This is a genomic window from Plantactinospora sonchi (assembly GCF_036422035.1).
Classification (GTDB): Bacteria; Actinomycetota; Actinomycetes; order Mycobacteriales; family Micromonosporaceae; genus Plantactinospora; species Plantactinospora sonchi.
Genome location: NZ_JAZGQK010000009.1, coordinates 20,776 through 39,436, shown reverse-complemented (window position 1 = coordinate 39,436; position 18,661 = coordinate 20,776). Strand labels below are relative to the sequence as shown.

Below are 18,661 nucleotides of genomic sequence, written 5' to 3'. Positions count from 1 at the left end.
CCGGCCGGTCGGACCAGCCCTGACAGCCGGTGGCTGGGGCCCCGCCGACCCTGGACGGGCCGCACCAGGCGGCCGCAGCGGTCAGTCGTCGAACTCGCAGAGGACGGCGGTGGCGTCGTCGTACCGCTTGAAACCGGACCGGCGCTGCCCGTCGTCGGCCTCGGCGGCCCGGACCCGACGGATCAGCTCGCCCGGCCCGGCGGAGCTGAGCAGGTCGAGCAGGCCGCGCCAGTCGAAGAGGTCGAACTGTTCGACCGCCCGGGAGGTGCCGTCGGTGAGCAGCGCGGCCCGGCGTACCCGGTCCGGGCCGGTCAGCGACCGGCTGCCGGTGACGGCGTGGAACGCGGCGTCGGGATTGGCGGCGGCGACCCAGTAGCCGTGGGTCTGGTTCATCTGGGCACGCTGCAGTTCGACGGACCGACGGAACCGGGTCGCGTGGCTGACCTCCGCCCCGGCGCCGGCCACGGTCAGTGCCTTCTGCCGCAGGTCGGCCATTGCGGTGTCGAGCCGGTTGTCGGAGATCACCTCGATCCGCCCGCCGAGGTCCAGCACCAGCGGACTGTCGCAGAGCACCAGGTGGTCGACGTGGTCGCCGCCGTAGCGGAGCAGGCAGACGGTGGCCGACGGGGTGCCGGGATGTTCAAGATCGCACTGGCCGTTGTGGTCGGCCCGGACCGCCAGGATGGCGGCCGCCAGGTTGCCGGCCAGCGCGGCGGCGGGTCGCTGCGCGGCGGCCAGCCCGATCCGGGCGGCGAGGTGCCGGACGTACCACTCCGGCCCGTGTACGCAGCCGGTGTCGAAGCCCTCCGGGACGGTCGCTCCGTCGAGGACTCCGACCAGGTCCCCGTACCGGAAGACGTGGTCCTCGTTCTCGATCCGGCCCGGTGCGGGTACGGAGGCCGACCGGACCCGCATCATCGGCCCGACTCCGCGGCTGTCATGACGGCTCCCGGTGCTGCTCGGACAGGGACTGAGCTGATGAACTCCTCTCATGTCTACCGTGCCGGGGCATCCACCGGGGGTGGTCCGGCGCAGTTGGCGGCACCAACGTCGGCGGTGGCTCACCGGTCACCCAGGACCGGCGGGCCCAGTCGACGAGGTGGCTATGGAACGCGGAAAACTGCTCCAGGCGGGCGGCCGAGGTCCGCTCCAACCCGGCGACGTCCCAGGCGCCCCGCTGCTGCCGACCGAGCGAGCGGCCCGGTCGCTCGGGGCAGCCCGAACGCCGCCGCGACCGTCCGCGCGGCAGCCTCCGCCACCGGTCCCGAGGCTCTCTCCGCTGACCCGGTCATCCGGTCACAGTACGGACGGCGCCGACATCGCCAATCCTCCGAACATGATCGGTCACGGACGGTAGCGTCGATCGTGGGGGTTCAGTGCGGAGGGGGATCAAATGTTGGGACACCTGCACAAGATGGGGCTACGAGCCGAGCACATGTACATCGCGGGAGCGGCCAGCATCGGGCTGTCGTTCCTGAGCTGGATGTTGTCGAAGCAGATGGAGAACGCCGGCATCGACCGCGCCGACCGGTGGGGCATCTTCATCGGCGAGTGGGCACCGACGTTCATCGCACTCGGCAACGGACTGCGAACGTACGAGAAGTGAGCCGGAACCCCCCGGCGGTGTCCCGAGGGACGCCGCCGGGGGTTCGCGGTGCCCGGGCGGAGGCAGCCTTCGACGTCGGCCCGCCTCGCCCGGTGGCGGTCCGGTCAGACCACGACCTGCTTGGTCTGCGGCAGCTGGTCGACAAGATCTCGCGGAACGTTGATGGTGTCGGCGATGACCTCGTGTGGGGTGTTGGCCATCCACTGCATCACCGAGATGTCCTCGAACCGGGCGTGGCGGAACATCTCCAGGTACACCAGCGGCTCGTCGCCGGTGTTGACGATGTAGTGCCCGTACGCGAACGGCACGTACCCCACGTCGCCGGCCTGGAAGTCGAAGGTGCGGGCGCTGGCTGACGCCGCGTACACCCCCATCCGACCGGTACCGGAGATGAAGTACTGCCACTCGTCGGCGTTCGGGTGCCAGTGCAGCTCCCGCATCCCGCCGGGTTCCACCTCCACCAGGGCGGCGGCGGTCGTGGTGGCGGCGGCGAAGTTCGTCGAGTCGGTGATCCGGACGGTGCCGCCCCGGAAGCGTTGCGGCGCCTGGGCGGTCATCCGGTGCTTGAAGGTACGCGGGACGTCGCCGGTGGGGCTGACGACGCGGTCGGCGTCCAGCGACGGCGGGACCTCGCCCTGGAAGATGTACTTCTCCGCCTCCGGCAGGTTCGCCATCTGCTCCGTCGACCAGCCGAAGTTCCGCGCGAGCACCGACCTGGGCACGTGGGCGAAGAAGTCGCTGAGCAGGAACGTGTTGTTCTCCGAGAAGGCGCCGTCGTTGAAGACCAGCAGGAACTGCACACCCTCGTCGAGGGCCTGGATGTTGTGCGGAATCCCCTGGGGGAAGAACCACAGGTCACCGGCCTTGACGTCCTCGATGAACGTACGTCCCTCCTGGTCCACCGCGCTGATCCGGCAGCTGCCGCTGAGCACGTACGCCCACTCCGACTCCTGGTGCCAGTGGATCTCCCGGTACGCCCCCGGTTCCAGCCCGAACTGCACGCCGGACAGCGTGGTGGCGACCGGCAGGTCCCGTACGGTGACCTCGCGGGTCCAGCCGCCCTTCTCCACCCGGGTGTGCGCCTGGGAGAACGAGAACTTGAGGTTGGGCACCAGACGGTTGTCGGTGGTGGGTGGGACCAGCAGGTCGGGATTCTGACGTTCCAGCTCGACGTTGCGCCCCTTGAAGGGCGCGGCGCCCTCGTCGCCACGGCGCGGCTGGGGATCGTTCGTGGCCATCTCGGTCAACTCCTCACATGGTTCGGAACGGTGTCGGACTGTTGTCGGACGCCGCCGGACACGGCACCGCCGCCGGATGGGCGCCGCCGCCGGACACGGCACCGCCGCCGAATGGGTGCCGCGCAAGTCGGGCACCGGTGGGCGGGCGCGACAGGACACGGGCGCCGGCGGGGACGCGGGCACCGCCGCCGGACACGCGGAGCAGGAGACGGACGGCGGCGGTGCCGTACTGGACCGCGACCGCGCCGGGTACCGCCGCCGCCGTCGCTGCCAGCAGCAGGCGACTCCACACCGGCAGCTGGACGAGCCCGCCGGTGGCGGCGGCCAGGACCAGGACGAGCAGCACCAGCCGCAGCCGGACGAGGCCGGGCAGCTCGACCGGTCGCGGCCGGACGGTGGGCGGGGCGACGGGCACGGTCATGTCGACCTCCGGGTGTGGGCGCCCGACCGTCGCGGGGGCGGGCGCGGTGCCCCGGACATCGCGGCGGTGGGCGCGGCGCACCGGACATCGCGGCGAACGCGGGTACGGCCGCGCCGGTGCACCGTGGGCAGCGGTCATCGTGGTGTCGTGACCATGCCCTGATACTCGCCGACGTCGCCGACCGGTCACATCACGCGACCGCGCCAAACCGTGTGCCGCGATCCGGACGGCCGGAACCCGCGAGGCCAGACGGGGACAGCCGTACCCGGCCCGCCTGCCGTGCGCGGCGGCGGTTCGCCGATCCGGCCGCCGGCCGTACCGCCCCTGGCTAGGCTCGGCCGCAGGACGGTTTGCCGACAGCCGGTACATGCCCGGGGGGAATCTTGTCCGAACTGCCACTGTCCGGCCCCACTCCGCTTCCGCCGCCCAACGGCCCCGAGAAGGGACTCACCGGCGCCGGGGAGACCCTCACCGGTCAGGAGGAGACGGTGCTGCGGGTCGTCGCGTTGGACGACCGACCGTGCCCCGTGTGGCTGTTGCGGGAGCTGGCCGGGATCGACGACCCTGCACTGCCGGGCGTGCTGGAACGGCTGCTCGCCCGAGGACTGCTCGCCGAGGTCGCGGGCGGTGTCGCGGTCGGGCCGGGCACCTCGGCCGGGGCGATCGTCGGTGCCCTGTCCCCCGTTGTCCGGGGACTGCTGCACAGCCGGGCGGCAGCGGCGCTGGCGGCGGTGACCCCGTCGGCGGCCGTCCCACACGCGGCGGCGGCCCTCGACCTGACCGGCCATGTCGCGCCGCACCTCGTCGACACGCTCGCCCAGTCCGCCGACGCCGAGCCCGACGCGCTGGCGGAGCTGCTGCTCGCCGCACAGGCGACCTCGACCGACGTGGCGCGGCGGCGCCGCTGGCTGCTCGCCGCGGCGGACAACCTGGCGCTCGCCGGACGCGGGCCGGCGGCGCTGCGCCTGCTGACCACCGAGGTCACCGCCGATCGTGGCGACGGCGTCCACCGCGGCCACCTGCTCGGCCGGATCGCCCACCTCTACGCCCAGGAACAGCCGTCGGTCGCCCTCGCCTGCCTGCGCGGCGCCCTGACCCAGGACCGGCTCGACGCGGCCGGCCGGGCGACCCTGACCGCGATGCTCGGCGCGCTCGCGGCCCGGGTGGGACACCCGGACGCCGACGCGCTGCTGCGCGACGCGGGCGTCGCGCACGCCGCCGGCGCCACCACCTCGTCCGCCACCCACCTCGGGCTCGGCCGGGCAGCCCGGGCCCTGGCCCGGGGCGACGTCCGGGCCGCCCGCGCCGGACTGTCCATGCTGGACCCGGTGGCGCCCACGGTACGTCGGGAGGCGGCACTGATCCGGGCCGAGCGGGTACTCGTCCACCTCGGACTCGGCTGCCACGACGACGCGGCGACGGCGATCCGGCAGTGGGCCGACGACATCGCTGCGCCGGGGCCGCTCGTCACCACCCGGCTCACCGCCCTGGACTGTTTGCGGATGACCGCCGTCGGGGAACTGCCCGAGGCGGCGGCGCTCGCCGCGACCACCCTAAACCGGCAGGGGACGGTGATGAGCGACGAGGTCCGGGCGCTGCTCGTCGCGGTGGTCGCCGAGGTCCGCTACCGCCGGGGCGAGGACGTCGCGGCGCGGGCCGTGCTCGCCGCCGGTACCGGCGACCGTTCGTGGCCGGACAGCACGGTGTGGACACCCGTGTACTGCGTGGCGGCCGGTGACCCGGCCCTGCCCGGGCAGCCCCGACTGCTCGCCACCGCCGTCGCCGACCTGCACCGCTCGGTCCGGCCCCTGCTGGCCGTACCCCAGACCGGGCCGCGCCTGGTGCGGGCCGCGCTGGCCACCGGTGACCCGGACACCGCCCGCAGGGTCGCCGCACTGGTCGACACCGTCGCCGTGCGTACCCCGGTCGTGCTCTGGCGCGGGCTGGCCGCGCAGGCCCGGGGCCTGGTCGACCGCGACCCCGAGGCGCTGCGGGCGGCGGTGGCGCTGTTGCGGCGGACTGCCGCCCGCCCGGCCCTGGCCGACGCGCTGCTCGACCTCGCACACACCGCCCCCGGGCGGGCGGAGGCCCGAGCCGCTGCGCAGGAGGCGGCCGCGCTCTACGCCCGGATGGGTGCCACCGGCGACCAACTGACGGCACTCGGTCGCGACGGCGCGCGCGCCGCCCGGAAACGCCGGAACCGGTCGTCGGCGGCGGACCTGCCGGCGCCGGCCGGCCTCGACGCGCTCTCCCCCGCCGAGGCGCGGGTGGCCGCCATGCTGGCCAACGGTGCCACCAAGCGGGAGACGGCGGAGAGTCTCTTCGTCTCGGTGCACACCGTCGACTCGCAGTTGCGGTCGATCTACCAGAAGCTGGGCATCCACAACCGGCTGCAGCTCGTCCGGGCCTGGGACCGGCGCCAGGGCGTCCGGTCCTGACCGTCCCCGTCCCGCCGGCCAGGAGGCCGCGCGGGTGGGACGGGACCGACCCGACTCAGCGGCGTCGGCTCCGACTGCGGGTAGCCCGGAGCCGGCGCAGCCGGGCGACCAGCACCGGCTCGGCGGCGAGCGCGTCCGGGTTGTCGAGCAGTCCGTTCAGGAGCTGGTAGTAGCGGGTCGCGGAGATGTCGAACGCGTCCCGGATCGCCTGCTCCTTGGCACCGGCGTGCTTCCACCACCGCCGTTCGAAGGCGAGGATCTCCCGCTCCCGCTCGGTCAGGGCCGACCCGTCCGGCGACCGTCCCGGGCCGTTCGGCGGCGAACCGGCGGCGGTCGACGTGCCGGTCGGCGCCGGTTCCGCCGGTTCCGACCCGCCGCCCACCCGCCCGGGCGGCTCGGCCTCGCGCGGCTGCGGAACGCGCACCGGGCGCCCGGTGGCGTCGTCCGCCTCGTCATCGGCGGGAGCGTCGGCGTGCCTCATGCGCTCCTCCGGGTGGGGGTCACGACCTGCGAACAGTCTCCCCAGGGTAACGACGGCCGGCCAGGAACGCACCGGCCGCCGCGCCCGGTGACCCCGCACACCGACAGAGGTGCGGGACGGCGCCCCCCGGTCGCCGCCCCGCACCCCGCGCCCCCGCTCGGGACCTCTCCTGACGCCGCTCGGCTCAGGTGATGTCCCGCCGCCGCATCACCCAGATCGCCGAGCCGAGCACCAGCACCAGCGCGACCGAGAGCAGGACGGACGAGTTCTGCCAGGTGATGTCGAGGGTCGCCGGCTGACACTCACCGGTGTACGTCGCCTGACACGCTCGCCAGTTCTCCAGAGTGATCTTCTTCTGCATCCAGGCCAGCAGGTACGTCGGCAGCAGCCACGCCTCGACGAACTTCACCTGGGCAAGGCCCAGAACCACACCCAACCCGAACTGACCCACCACCATGATCCCGAGCACCCCACCGAGAGCCAGCGCGGTGTGCCGGCCCAGTGAGGCGAGACCGAAGCCGAGCGCACCGGCGACCAGGATCAGCACCAGTCCACGCAGCCCGGTCAGTCCGAACGACTGCCAGGCCCCCGAGGTCATCTTCCCGGTGGTCCCCCGGAAGGTGCCGGTCGCCCAGAACGCCGCCGTCCAGGCCACCCCGGCGACCACCGTCACCCCGAACAGCACGGAGAGCAGCGCGGCCAGCTTGGTGAGCAGCACCCTGACCCGCTGCGGTCGCCAGAGCAGCAGGTTCATCATGCCGCCGGAGCTCCACTCCGCGCCGATGAAGGAGGCTCCGCCGACAAACGCGACCAGGGCCAGCACCGCGGTGAAGGTGATGACGGTCTGGCCGAACTGTTCCCGGAAGTCGAAGGTGGCCGGCAGGAACCACCGGGCCTCGAAGGCCTCCCGGGGCGGCGGCTGGATCACCGAGCAGTCCTCGGGGAACCGCCCGTCGCTCTTCTCGCCGGCCGCCTTGACCCGCTCACACTCCGCGCGCTCCTGCTGCGAGTAGCTGACGTTCTGCTGGTACTGCTGCTCCGCGGCGCGTTCCGCGGCGGCGAGCTGTTCCGGTCCGATCTTCTGGTTGGTGAAGAACATCCCGACCGCCACCGCGACCAGCACGAGCAGGCCGGCCAGGGTGAGGTACCGGACGAAACGCCGCTTACCGAGCCGACGCACTTCGGTCGTGTAGAGGCTCATACTCCCCACCCCCCGGGGGTCGAGTCGGACGAGGAGGCGCCGGACTGTCCACCGACGACCGCGGACTGGTCCACCTGGCGGTGCTGGCCGGGCACCGGGGCGGTGGCGGTCAGCTCCAGGAAGACGCTCTCCAGGTCGACGGTGACCGGGGCGAGTTCGCTGACGTACAGATCGGCTCCGGCGAGCGTACGGGTGACCGTGGCCGGCTTGTCGACGCCGTACACCAGCAGGTGGTCCTCGACCGGGGTGACCTGGGCACCCGAACGGGTCAGCAGGTCGGCGGCGGTCGGCAGGTCGGTGACCGCCTCCAGCCGTACCCGCAGGCCGTTGCCGGAGTGCTGGGCCAGCACCTCGGCGACCGGCCCGGCGGCGACCCGTCGACCCAGCGAGATGATGGTGACCGAGTCGCAGATCAGCTGCACCTCGCCGAGGATGTGGCTGGAGAGCACCACGGTCATCCCGGAGGAGGCGAGGTCGCGCATCAGGCTGCGCATCTCCCGGATGCCGCCCGGGTCGAGCCCGTTCGCCGGCTCGTCGAGGATCAGCAGCTTCGGGTCCTTCAGCAGCGCGGAGGCGACCGCGAGCCGCTGCTTCATGCCGAGCGAGTATGCCTTGACCCGTTCCCGGGCCCGTTCCCGCAGGCCCACCAGCTCCAGTACCTCGGCCACCCGCCGCTGCGGCACCCCGCCGGCACCGGCCAGCAGAGAAAGGGTGTCCTGGGCGGTGAAGTGCGGAAAGAACTGCGGGCTCTCCACGATCGCGCCGACCTGGCCGGCCACTGTCGGCAGTGCCGCCGGCACCTCCTGACCGAGGATCGCCATCCGGCCCCCGTTCGGCCGGATCAGCCCGAGCAGCGTACGCAGGGTGGTCGTCTTGCCCGAGCCGTTGGGCCCGAGGAAGCCGTGCACCTGACCGGCCTCGACAACCATGTCGAACCCGTCCAACGCCCGACGGGTGCCCCGGCGTCTACTCCGGTAGGTCTTCTGTAATCCCTCGATCTCCAGTACGGGAGCCATCCATCGGCCTCTCTGGTCACGTCCGATATCGCCGACACCGTACCATCGCTTTGCGGGCTACCACGCTATACGTGCTACCAACGCGCCGTTCAGTGCTGTTCCCGCCGCTCCCGCCGGTGCAGGGTGACCAGCCCGACCAGCGCGGCGATCCCGACGCCGCCGGTGCCGACACTCATCGCGACCTGTTGGATCCCGTCGGGCACGGTAAGGCTGACCAGCGCGTTGGCGACAATGGCGACCGCGAGCACGAGCCAGAGCAGAGCCTTCATGGTCCTCGATCCCTTCGAAGTGGTCCGACCGGCGCTCCGCGAGCCGCCGGGTCCGTCGGACGAGACGTCCTCCGTGGTACGACTCCATCCTGCTGATCCCGGCGGGAGGAATCGATGGGCCTCACCCCCGAATCCGGGGTGCGGCCTGCTACACCACCGATCCGGCGGTACGCCCCACCGTCATCGCCCGATCCCGCGCATAGCCTGGTGACCATGCATGAGGCGATGGGCGGGGCGCTGCGCACCACGTACCGGTTGACCGTCGCGGCGGGCCTGTCCCTCGGCTCGTACGTCTTCGTCGCGCTGATCCCGGCCGTCGTGGTGCTCACCGGCACCGTGGTCGGCGCCGGGACGATGCCGGAGGCCGTCCTCGCCCTGCGCCGGCTCGCCGGGTTCAAGCGCCGTCAGGCCGCCGACTGGAGCGGCACCGAGATCCCCGAGGCGTACGTACCCCTGACCGGCCCGCTCGGCGAACGGATCCGGGCCGCGCTGACCGATCCACAGACCCGCCGCGACCTGCGCTGGCTGTTCGTCCACCTCGGCTACGGGCTCGGACTGTTCATCGTGGCGCTGGTGGTCTGGCCGATCGCGCTCCTGGTCGACGGCGCTTGGAGCGGCCTGCTCGGCAACCGACCGGTCGTGCTGCCGCTGCTCGACCGGCTCGCCGACCTCGACGCCGCCTGGTCCCGAACCCTGCTGGCACCCGCCCCGAACGCGCGGCTGGCCGAACGGGTGGCCGCGCTGACCGCCACCCGGGCGGACGCCATCGCCGCGCACGGCGCCGAACTGCGCCGCATCGAACGGGACCTGCACGACGGCGCCCAGGCCCGGCTGGTGGCCCTGTCGATGCGGGTCGGCCTGGCCCGGCGGCAGTACGACCGCGACCCGGAGGGCGCCCGACGCCTGCTCGACGCGGCCCAGGACCAGGCCGAACAGGCGTTGGCCGAACTGCGGCAGGTGGTCCGGGGCATCTATCCGCCGATCCTCACCGACCGGGGCCTGGTCGGCGCGGTACGCGCCCTCGCCGCCAGCAGCGGCCTGACGGTCACCGTGGAGGTCGACGGGCTGACCGGTCCGGACGATCCGCGGCCACCGGCGGCGGTCGAGGCCGCCGGGTACTTTGTCGTCGCGGAAACGTTGACGAACGTGGCGCGGCACAGCGGCGCCACCCGGGCGGAGGTACGGCTGAGCCGCGCGCCCCGGGCGCTGCGGGTCGTCGTACGGGACGAGGGGCGCGGGGGTGCCGACGAGGCGGGGGGCAGCGGACTGCTGGGCATCCGTCGCCGGGTCGCCGCCCTGGACGGGGCGATGACCGTGACCAGCCCCGTCGGGGGGCCGACCACGATCGAGGTGGAACTGCCGTGCGTGTGGTGATCGCCGAGGACAACGCCCTGCTCCGGGAGGGCCTGATCCTGCTGCTGACCTCTGCCGGTCACGAGGTGACGGCGGCGGTGGTCACCGGGCCCGAGGTGTTGCCCGCGATCCTGGAGCACCGCCCGGACGTCGCCGTCCTCGACGTACGCCTGCCGCCGGGCCTGCGGGACGAGGGCCTGCGTGCCGCCCTCGACGCCCGCCGGGAGATCCCCGGACAGCCGGTCCTGGTGCTGTCCCAGTACGTGGAGGAGACGTACGCCGCCGAACTGCTCCGGGGCGGCGCGGCCGGGGTCGGCTACCTGCTCAAGGACCGGGTCGGTCGGGTCGACGAGTTCCTCGACGCCCTCGACCGGGTGGCCGACGGCGGGACGGCGCTCGACCCGGAGGTGATCGGTGAGCTGCTGACCCGCCGCCGCGACGATCCGCTGGGTCCGCTCACCCCACGGGAGCGTGAGGTGCTGAAGCTGATGGCCGAGGGACACGACAACGCGACGATCGCGCGGACGCTGGTGGTGACGGAACGCGCGGTGAGCAAGCACATCGGCAACGTCTTCCTGAAGCTGGGGCTGCCACCGAGCGACAGTGGACACCGTCGGGTGCTGGCCGTGCTGGCGTACCTGAACCGCACCTGACCCGGCACGGACCGGGCTGATCCACCGCGGCCGATGCCGGATGTCGACACCGGACGGGCCAGGCATAGACTGCCGTCACAGACGTAACCGGTCGGCGGGAGTGTGCGATGAGTGTTCCGGAGCCGGAGCGGCCCCCGGTCGACGACAACGACCCGGCTCCCGCCGTAGGCACGCCCGCCCGGTCACCGTGGCTGTGGGCGGGCATCGCGGCCTGTGTCGGCACCTTCCTCCTCATGGGCGTCAGCAGGAGCTTTCCGTTCGACCCGGACGGCTGGCTGGGCCGCTGGTACGTCCAGGCACTGATCGTCGCGATCGGGGTCGGCGGTTTCTGGAGTGCCGCCTGGCTGATCGACCGGGCGTACCGGCGGCGGGGACGGACCGGGGACGGACATCCCGTCTAGGCCCCGTCCCACGGATCCACGGCTACCGGGGATCCGTCCGCCACAGCACCCAGGCCAGCCAGGCCGATCCGATGCCGACGAGCACGCCGTGGGCGATGCGCAGCCCGGCGGGCGCGTAGAACTGCGGGATGAAGAGGGCGAAGCCCACCGCGAACGGAATCGCGCTGTGGCGGGCCAGCGTCCCGGAGCGCCGGACCGCGAGCGCGGCGAGGACCGCGGCGACGGCCAGCAGCAGCAGACCGAGTGCGAAGGTGGTCGCCGCGACCGGGCTGAACCGTACGGACTCGACCACCGCGAGCAGGTCGAACCGCTGCCCGTCGGCACGGGACCGGGCGATGGCGTGGAGCCCGAAGTCCTCCGCACCGTAGTACGGCAGGGTCAGGCCGGCGCCGATCCAGCCGGTGACCACGGCACCGAGGCCGTGGGACTCGGCGCGGGTGCTCCGGACCGCGCCCCAGAGCGCCAGCAGGCCGAGCGGCACCAGGACGAAGCCGAGCATGCCGAAGAGGTGTGCGGCGACCCAGGCGCCGGAACCCATCGAGGCGACGGCGCCGTCGACCGTGCTCTCGTCGTGCCACGGTCGCACCGCCGGATAGAGCACGAACAGCACTCCGGCAGCGACGAACGCGAGCGCGCCGAGTCGGGTACGGGTCAGTGTCGTGCTCCGGCTCGCCTGCCCGACAGGCGTCACAATGGTCATAGCTGAAAGGCTAATAGGAATAGCCAACCGCGTCAAACGTGGCAGGTCGGGTCACCTCACGAGGGGGCGGGAGGAGCGACTCCGGGCGGGTCACGGTGACGGCGGAGCGACCTCCGGCCGGATGAGAGGAGCCGGTCAGGCGCAGACGACGTTGACGCCGGCGTCCCGGAAGGACCGGACCGTCGCCGGATCGGCGCCCGAGTCGGTGACCAGGGTCTCGATCCGTTCAACCGGGCAGATCCGGGCGAAGGCGTGCCCGCCCAGTTTGGACGCGTCCGCGATGATCACCACCCGTTTGGCCCGGGCCACCATCAGGTTGTTCATCGACGCCTCGCCCTCGTGGTGCGCCGCCGCGCCGAGCTGTACGTCGACGGCGTCCACCCCGAGCAGCGCCACGTCCAGGGTGACCTCCCGGAGCAGCGCGCCACCCAGCGGGCCGACCAGCTCGAACGACTGGGGCCGGACCACCCCGCCGGCCACCACGATCTTCATCCGGGACCGGACCAGCAGCTCGTTGGCGATGTTCAGGGCGTTGGTCACCACGGTGAGCTGGGCCCCGTCGGCACTGCTGTTGAGGTCGGGGCGGACCGCGAGCGCCCGGGCCACCTCGGTGGTGGTGGTGCCGCCGTTGAGCCCGACCACCATGCCCGGGGCGACGAGCGCGGCGGCGGCCGCCCCGATCCGCTGCTTCTCGGCGGAGTGTTTCGCCGTCTTGTAGCGCAGCGGCAGGTCGTACGAGACGCCGTTGGCGACCGCACCGCCCCGGGTACGCGTGATCATCTGCTGCTGCGCGAGCTGGTCGAAGTCCCGCCGGATGGTCGCCTGCGACACCCCGAGCCGGTCCGCCGCGTCCTCGACACTGACCCGACCGCTCTCGGTCAGCAGTTCGAGCAGGGCGTTCCATCTCGCATAGCGGTCCACCGTGAACCTCCGGGTGTCTACGGCGTGAAGATTGCGTGCACGATAGTGCGCGAAAGGTGGCGCTGCAAAACCAACTTATGCGCAAACCTGCGCACGGTTGCCACGCCCCGGCAACTTCGCGCAGAATGACGCTCGAAAGACCGTTGATCCGAGCCATTATGCGCAGGAGCTGTTATGGGCCACGTCGACGCGGAGATCAGCAGTCAGCCGGAATGCTGGCGGCAGGCCGCCGCCCTGGCCGTCGGCTCCGCCGCCGTACTTCCCCGGGCGGGTGAACGGGTCGCCGTCGTCGGCTGCGGCACCTCCTGGTTCATGGCGATGGCGTACGCCGCCCTGCGGGAACGCGCCGGCCAGGGCGAGACCGACGCCTTCCAGGCCTCCGAGTTCCCGCTCGACCGGCGGTACGACCGGGTCGTGGCGATCACCCGCTCCGGCACCACCACCGAGGTCCTCGACGTACTGGCCGCACTGCGGGGGCAACGGCCGAGCACGGTCATCGTCGGCGACCCCGGCTCCCCCGCCGCCGACCTCGCCGCCGACACGGTGGCGATGCCCTTCGCCGACGAGCGTTCCGTGGTGCAGACCCGCTTCGCCACCAGCGCGCTCGCCCTGCTCCGGGCCCATCTCGGCGCCGACGTCACCGCACTGGCCGCCGACGCCGAGGTGGCGGTACGCGCACCGCTGCCGTTCGACCCCGCCCGGGTCGAACAGATCACCTTCCTCGGCCGGGGCTGGACGGTCGGGATCGCCCACGAGGCCGCCCTGAAGTGCCGCGAGGCCGCCACCGCCTGGGCCGAGGCGTACCCGGCGATGGACTACCGGCACGGTCCGATCTCGATCGCCGCCCCGGGCCGGGTGGTCTGGGCCTTCGGCGAGATCCCCGACGGACTCGCCGAGGACATCGCGGCGACCGGGGCGGCGTTCATCCACAGCCGGACCAACGGCGTACACGCGGTGATCGGCGGTTGGGCCGCCGGTCGCCCCCCACTGGACCCGATGGCGGACCTGATCCTGGCCCAGCGCTTCGCGGTCGCCCTGGCGACCGGACGCGGGCTCGACCCGGACGCGCCCCGACACCTCAGCCGGTCCGTGGTGCTCGCGTGACCGACCCCGCCGCGGCCCCCGGCACCCTCGCCGGGTCCGGCACCGCCTCGGACCGGCAGGCGGCCGGCGACGTGGTCGTCGCGCTCGACGTCGGCGGGACCGGGATGAAGTGCGCCCTGGTCCGGCCGGACGGCACCAGCGTGCACACCGAACGGCACCACACCCGGGCCGAACGCGGCCCGGCCGCCGTCGTGGCGAGCATCCTCGACATCGCCGAGGGCCTCGCGGACAAGGCCCGGGCCGACGGCCTGACCCCGCTCGCGGTCGGCGTGGCGGTACCCGGGGTGGTCGACGAGTCGACCGGAACGGCGGCCTGGTCGGCCAACCTCGGCTTCCGGGACGTACCCCTGCGGGAACTGGTCGGCACGCGGCTCGGCCTGCCGACGGCGCTCGGCCACGACGTGCGGGTCGGCGGGATCGCCGAGGCCCGGCTCGGCGCCGGACGCGACACCCGACACGTGCTCTTCGTCGCCATCGGCACCGGCATCGCCGCCGCCCACGTGGTCGCCGGAGCGGCCGCCGCCGGCGCGCACGGCGCCGCCGGGGAACTCGGCCACATCGTCGTCCGGCCCGACGGCCCCCGCTGCGGCTGCGGCGGCCACGGCTGCCTGGAGGCGGTCGCCTCGGCCGCCTCGGTCGGTCGGCGCTACACCACCCTGACCGGGACACCGGCGACCGCCGCCGAGGTGGTCAGCCGGGCCGCCGACGGCGAGGAGGCCGCCGGTCAGGTGTGGCGGGAGACGATCGACGCCCTCGCCGACGGGCTGGCCATCGCCCAGGCCCTGTACGACACTGAGGTGGTCGTCCTCGGCGGCGGGCTGGCCGAGGCCGGCACCGGACTGCTCGACCCGCTCGGGGTCGCGCTCCGGCGGCGGCTGACCTTCCAGACCGAGCCCCGGCTGGTCCGCGCGGCGCTCGGCGACGAGGCTGGTTGCCTCGGCGCCGCCCTGCTCGCCCTCGACCGCCTGCCGGTGCCGTGACCGGGCGCGGTGGGCGTGCCGGACAGTAGAGTCGCCCGGCACGGCGACGACGAGTACCGCGAGGAGGCGACGTGACCGTACGCGTCAGTGGGAAAGTGGTGACCCCGACCGGCGTGATCCGGCAGGGGTGCGTGGAACTCGACGGAGACCGGATCACCGCCGTCGCCGAATACCCGTCGATCCGGGACGGCCACTGGATCGTCCCCGGTTTCGTGGACATCCACACCCACGGCGGCGGCGGGCACACCTTCACCACCGGTGACGCCGACGCGGCCCGCAGCGCCGCCGCCTTCCACCTGGGTCACGGCACCACCACCCTGCTGGCCAGTCTGGTCTCCTCGCCGTACCAGCTGATGCGGGACGCCACCGAGGCGTACGCGCCGCTGGTCAAGGAAGGGGTGCTGGCCGGCGTCCACTACGAGGGGCCGTACCTGTCGGCGGTGCGCTGCGGGGCACAGAACCCCGACTTCCTCCGCGACCCGTCGGTCGACGAACTCTCCGAACTGCTCGCCCTCGGCGGCGGCACGGTCCGGATGGTCACCCTCGCCCCGGAACTGCCCGGCGCGCTGGCCGCGATCGAGTTGCTCGTCTCGCATCGGGTGGTGGCGGCGATCGGCCACACCGACGCGACGTACGAGCAGACCGGGGCCGGGATCATCGCCGGCGCGACCGTCGCGACCCACCTGTTCAACGGCATGCGCGGCCCGCACCACCGCGAGCCGGGGCCGGTCTTCGCCCTGCTCGGCTCGCCGAACGTGGTCTGTGAACTGGTCGCCGACGGGGTGCACCTGCACCAGGGCGCGCTCGCCTTCGCCGCCGGGGTCGCCGGCCCGGACCGGGCCGCGTTGATCACCGACGCGATGGCGGCCGCCGGGATGCCGGACGGCGGGTACGAACTCGGCGGGCAGCCGGTGGTGGTCAGCGACGGCGTCGTCCGGCTCGCGGGCGTCGACGGCACACCGGGCGCGATCGCCGGTAGCACCCTGACCATGGACGCCGCGCTGCGCCACACGCTCGCGGCCGGAGTCTCCATCGTGGACGCCTGCCGGATGGCCGCCACCACGCCGGCCCGGGCGATCGGGCTCGGCGAACGGGTCGGCTCACTGACGCCCGGCCTGCGCGCCGACCTGGTGGTGCTGGACGACAACCTCAACGTGGTCCGGGTGATGCGCGCCGGCACCTGGCTCGACCGGTAGGCGTCGCCCGCCGTTCGCGGTGCGCCCGGCCGCCGACGGTGTCGGCCCGGTCCGGTACGGTCCCCCGGACGACCGGGGAGGAACGCCATGAATGTCGACCCCACCAGGAATCTGGTGGTCTTCCTGCTGCGGCGCGGCGAGGGGGAGCACGTGATAGCCGACGCGCCGACCCGGGACGAGGACTGTGTCCGGCAGGCCTGGGAGATCGTCGCGGCCCGGGACGGCGTGCGCCCCGACGAGGTCGTCGCCCTGCACACCGAGTGGGCGACGACGGACGCCGACGCCCGCTTCATCGGTGAGTTCTTCCCGCAGGCCCAGGTCACCCACAACTTCGACCGTCCGGAGCCGGACGGCTGGGACCGGGCCTTCGCCGAGGTACGCGAGATCATGCGCCGGGCGCACGAGGAGCAGCTGGCGGCGGAGACCTCGGACCGGGTACGGCACGCCGAGGAGAACGGCGAACTGCTGCCGGTGCTGTGGAGCGCCACCTCGCCCCGGGCCGAGCTGCTCCGCTCCCTGCCCCACCAGACGCTGGTGCCGGGCCGGTTGTTCGTCGCACTGGCCATGGTGGCCCCGACACCGCGCGGCACACTCGGGATGAGCCACCTGACCCACGACACCCGTCAGCGGATCGGGGAGCCGCCGGTCGCCGACCTGTTCGAGGAGGCGTACGGCTCGCTCAGCCGGGGCCTGCGGATCGACGGGCGCGAGTCGGAGAAGGGCCATCTGCTCACCCTGCACCGGGAGGGTTCGTTGGCCGCCTCGGCGGTGGCGCTGCCCGGTTTTGTCGAACGGATGATGGAGCTGCTCGGCACCGACCGGCTCGTCGTGGGACTGCCCTGTCCGGACGACCTGATCGTCGCCGGGGCGGACTCGGGCTGGGCGGCCGACGTCGGGGACATGATCCTCTCCTCGCCGTACCCGACCACCGAACTGGTGCCGTCGGTGCTGCTGGTCGACCGGGACGGGATCCAGCTCGTCGCCGAACGCGGTTAGCACCGCGGACGGCGGCCAGCGGGCGTACCGACCGGACGGGACCGACGTCCGGGAAGCCGGTACCCGACCCGGACCGTCCGACACGTGGCACGGCGGATTTCCCGTCGCGACGGCCGGCGGTCGGCTGGGTAGGATTTGCTCCCCGCCCGTACCGGGCGGCGCATGCTCAACCCGGTCGGACCGAGCAGAGGCAGAGATGGGCCATCCAGAGCCGCCGTACCAGCAGCAACCCGCAGCGCCGGGCACCCCGCCCACGTCCGGACCGCCGCTGCCACCACAGCCCGGGTACGGCCAACCGCCGGTCCCGCCGCCCGGCTACGGCCCGCCACCGGGCTCCCCTCCGGGGTACCCGCAGCAGCCGGGGCAGGCCGCACAGCCCGGCTACCCGGGACAGTCCGGCTATCCACAGCAGCCCGGCTATCCACAGCAGCCGGAGCACGGTCAGCAGCCGGGCTATCCCACACAGCCCGGCTATCCACAGCAGCCGGAGCACGGCCAGCAGCCGGGTTATCCGCCGGCCGGCTACGGCCAGCCCGCCGCCGCGCCCGGTTACGGCCAGCCGGCGCAGCCGTACCCGGGGCATCCGCAGCCACCGCCACCGGCGAAGGGCCGGCGGACCGGTCTGATCATCGCGCTCGTCGGTGGTGGGCTCGCCCTGGTGCTCCTCGCCGCCTGCGGCATCGGCGGCTTCCTCTGGTACCAGCAGCGTGAGGACGGCGCCGACATGTCGGCGTTGGTGAACTACCGCGAGACCACCCCGGAGGCGCTCTCCCCCGACCACACCGATGGCCTGATCACCTACCCGATGTCGCCACCGGCCGGCGGACCGCACTACGTCCGGTGGCAGAACTGCAACGGTGACGTCTATCCGGCACCGATCACCAACGGCAATGCGGTGCACAGCCTGGAGCACGGCGCCGTGTGGATCACGTACCGGCTGGAGCTGTCGACACCCGAGGTGGAGAAGCTCGCCGAACGGGTGACCGGCCAGGAGTACATGATGCTCAGTCCGTACCCCGGCCAGACACCCCGCATCTCGTTGCAGGCATGGGGTTACCAGCTCGCCGTCGAGAGCCCCGACGACCCGGCGATCGACGAGTTCATCCGGCGCTACCGGATCACCGCGTCGCTTGAGCCCGGCGCGCCGTGCGGCGGTGGCATCACCAGCACGGCCCGCTGAACCACCGAGCCGTCAGCTCGCCCCGGCGGCTACGGCAGCCAGTCCCGGGTGGACCGGTGGCGGCCCAGGCCGACCGCCGCGAACTCGTCGTGGTGGCCGGCCCGATCCACGCCGAGCCTCCTGAGCACCTGGGAGATGGGACTGCCGGCCGCCGGGACCGGTTGGCCCTCGGCCACCGAGAGCGGTCCGAGCGCCAACCGCCCGTCGGCCCACAGCACCGCCTGCTGGCTGCCGGTACCACCGAAGTAGTCGGCCTCCACGTAACTCACCGGCGCGGTCACCGACCAGCCGGCGAGCGTACGGTCGAAGCCGCCGGGCAGCTTCCAGAAGCCCAACGGCCGGTCGGCGGTCCCTCCCGGACCGCGTCGAAGAGCTCCTTGGTCATCGGCACCATCGCCAGCCCCTGCGCCAACGACACGACAACGGCTTCCGGCTGCCCGGTCACCGCGTTCCGGAGCAGGACGTCCGGCCCGATGACCGCCTGGAGGACGTACATCGACATTCCTC

General features: G+C 73.1%; 21 protein-coding genes. 10 read left to right on the top strand and 11 right to left on the bottom strand.

Going from position 1 to position 18,661, the window contains the following annotated elements; all coding sequences use genetic code 11:
* Positions 1–81 precede the first annotated feature (81 nt).
* Positions 82–918 (bottom strand): hypothetical protein, encoded by an 837-nt coding sequence (locus V1633_RS11885; protein WP_331214316.1) that lies wholly within the window; start codon positions 916–918, stop codon positions 82–84.
* Between the two features lie 475 nt (positions 919–1,393).
* On the opposite strand from V1633_RS11885, the gene V1633_RS11880 reads away from it, so the two are divergent.
* Complete coding sequence (locus V1633_RS11880) at positions 1,394–1,606, top strand: hypothetical protein (RefSeq protein ID WP_331214315.1); 213 nt, start codon at positions 1,394–1,396, stop codon at positions 1,604–1,606.
* 104 nt (positions 1,607–1,710) lie between these two features.
* On the opposite strand, the gene V1633_RS11875 is transcribed toward V1633_RS11880, so the two are convergent.
* Entirely contained in the window at positions 1,711–2,844 is a 1,134-nt protein-coding gene (locus tag V1633_RS11875; protein ID WP_331214314.1) for a cupin domain-containing protein, read from the bottom strand.
* 13 nt (positions 2,845–2,857) lie between these two features.
* Positions 2,858–3,265 (bottom strand): hypothetical protein, encoded by a 408-nt coding sequence (locus tag V1633_RS11870; RefSeq protein WP_331214313.1) that lies wholly within the window; start codon positions 3,263–3,265, stop codon positions 2,858–2,860.
* Between the two features lie 383 nt (positions 3,266–3,648).
* Between V1633_RS11870 and V1633_RS11865 the strand changes: the two genes are divergently transcribed.
* Positions 3,649–5,703 carry a helix-turn-helix transcriptional regulator gene (locus tag V1633_RS11865; RefSeq protein ID WP_331214312.1) on the top strand — a complete coding sequence of 685 codons (2,055 nt, stop codon included), beginning with the start codon at positions 3,649–3,651 and terminating at the stop codon, positions 5,701–5,703.
* A 55-nt stretch (positions 5,704–5,758) separates the two neighbouring features.
* On the opposite strand, the gene V1633_RS11860 is transcribed toward V1633_RS11865, so the two are convergent.
* The 4 genes from V1633_RS11860 to V1633_RS11845 form a co-directional block, all read right to left on the bottom strand.
* Positions 5,759–6,184, bottom strand: a complete 426-nt coding sequence (locus tag V1633_RS11860; RefSeq protein ID WP_331214311.1) for a DUF3263 domain-containing protein — start codon at positions 6,182–6,184, stop codon at positions 5,759–5,761.
* 184 nt (positions 6,185–6,368) lie between these two features.
* The gene (locus V1633_RS11855; RefSeq protein ID WP_331214310.1) at positions 6,369–7,385 is read right to left on the bottom strand and encodes an ABC transporter permease subunit; all 1,017 of its coding nucleotides are present in this window, start codon (positions 7,383–7,385) and stop codon (positions 6,369–6,371) included.
* Complete coding sequence (locus V1633_RS11850) at positions 7,382–8,401, bottom strand: ABC transporter ATP-binding protein (protein WP_331214309.1); 1,020 nt, start codon at positions 8,399–8,401, stop codon at positions 7,382–7,384. The genes V1633_RS11855 and V1633_RS11850 overlap by 4 nt, the downstream gene beginning before the upstream one ends.
* Positions 8,402–8,490: 89 nt before the next feature.
* Positions 8,491–8,670: a hypothetical protein gene (locus V1633_RS11845; RefSeq protein ID WP_331214308.1), complete on the bottom strand. Its 180-nt coding sequence runs from the start codon at positions 8,668–8,670 to the stop codon at positions 8,491–8,493.
* Between the two features lie 213 nt (positions 8,671–8,883).
* Between V1633_RS11845 and V1633_RS11840 the strand changes: the two genes are divergently transcribed.
* From V1633_RS11840 to V1633_RS11830, 3 genes are all read left to right on the top strand, one after another.
* Positions 8,884–10,044 (top strand): sensor histidine kinase, encoded by a 1,161-nt coding sequence (locus V1633_RS11840; protein ID WP_331214307.1) that lies wholly within the window; start codon positions 8,884–8,886, stop codon positions 10,042–10,044.
* Complete coding sequence (locus V1633_RS11835; protein WP_331214306.1) at positions 10,032–10,676, top strand: response regulator transcription factor; 645 nt, start codon at positions 10,032–10,034, stop codon at positions 10,674–10,676. Before V1633_RS11840 ends, V1633_RS11835 begins: the two co-directional genes overlap by 13 nt.
* 107 nt (positions 10,677–10,783) lie before the next feature.
* Entirely contained in the window at positions 10,784–11,077 is a 294-nt protein-coding gene (locus V1633_RS11830; RefSeq protein ID WP_331214305.1) for a hypothetical protein, read from the top strand.
* Positions 11,078–11,099: 22 nt separating this feature from the next.
* Here the strand turns inward: V1633_RS11830 and V1633_RS11825 are convergent, their stop codons facing one another.
* Together V1633_RS11825 and V1633_RS11820 are read right to left on the bottom strand one after the other, a co-directional pair.
* Complete coding sequence (locus tag V1633_RS11825; RefSeq protein ID WP_331214304.1) at positions 11,100–11,777, bottom strand: hypothetical protein; 678 nt, start codon at positions 11,775–11,777, stop codon at positions 11,100–11,102.
* 135 nt (positions 11,778–11,912) lie between these two features.
* On the bottom strand, positions 11,913–12,698 hold the full coding sequence (locus tag V1633_RS11820) for a DeoR/GlpR family DNA-binding transcription regulator (RefSeq protein WP_331214303.1): 786 nt from the start codon (positions 12,696–12,698) through the stop codon (positions 11,913–11,915).
* 174 nt (positions 12,699–12,872) lie between these two features.
* On the opposite strand from V1633_RS11820, the gene V1633_RS11815 reads away from it, so the two are divergent.
* The 5 genes from V1633_RS11815 to V1633_RS11795 all read left to right on the top strand — a co-directional run bounded on the left by V1633_RS11815 (position 12,873) and on the right by V1633_RS11795 (position 18,154).
* On the top strand, positions 12,873–13,802 hold the full coding sequence (locus V1633_RS11815; RefSeq protein ID WP_331214302.1) for an SIS domain-containing protein: 930 nt from the start codon (positions 12,873–12,875) through the stop codon (positions 13,800–13,802).
* A gap of 71 nt (positions 13,803–13,873) precedes the next feature.
* Positions 13,874–14,782 carry an ROK family protein gene (locus tag V1633_RS11810; protein ID WP_331214355.1) on the top strand — a complete coding sequence of 303 codons (909 nt, stop codon included), beginning with the start codon at positions 13,874–13,876 and terminating at the stop codon, positions 14,780–14,782.
* A gap of 71 nt (positions 14,783–14,853) precedes the next feature.
* The gene (gene nagA / locus V1633_RS11805) at positions 14,854–15,978 is read left to right on the top strand and encodes an N-acetylglucosamine-6-phosphate deacetylase (RefSeq protein ID WP_331214301.1); all 1,125 of its coding nucleotides are present in this window, start codon (positions 14,854–14,856) and stop codon (positions 15,976–15,978) included.
* An 87-nt stretch (positions 15,979–16,065) separates the two neighbouring features.
* On the top strand, positions 16,066–16,974 hold the full coding sequence (locus tag V1633_RS11800) for a hypothetical protein (RefSeq protein ID WP_331214300.1): 909 nt from the start codon (positions 16,066–16,068) through the stop codon (positions 16,972–16,974).
* Between the two features lie 196 nt (positions 16,975–17,170).
* Positions 17,171–18,154: a DUF3105 domain-containing protein gene (locus tag V1633_RS11795; RefSeq protein ID WP_331214299.1), complete on the top strand. Its 984-nt coding sequence runs from the start codon at positions 17,171–17,173 to the stop codon at positions 18,152–18,154.
* Positions 18,155–18,183: 29 nt separating this feature from the next.
* Here V1633_RS11795 and V1633_RS11790 read toward each other — a convergent pair whose 3' ends face one another.
* Together V1633_RS11790 and V1633_RS11785 are read right to left on the bottom strand one after the other, a co-directional pair.
* Positions 18,184–18,435, bottom strand: a complete 252-nt coding sequence (locus V1633_RS11790; RefSeq protein ID WP_331214298.1) for a hypothetical protein — start codon at positions 18,433–18,435, stop codon at positions 18,184–18,186.
* Entirely contained in the window at positions 18,432–18,650 is a 219-nt protein-coding gene (locus V1633_RS11785) for a hypothetical protein (protein ID WP_331214297.1), read from the bottom strand. Before V1633_RS11785 ends, V1633_RS11790 begins: the two co-directional genes overlap by 4 nt.
* Positions 18,651–18,661: the final 11 nt, after the last annotated feature.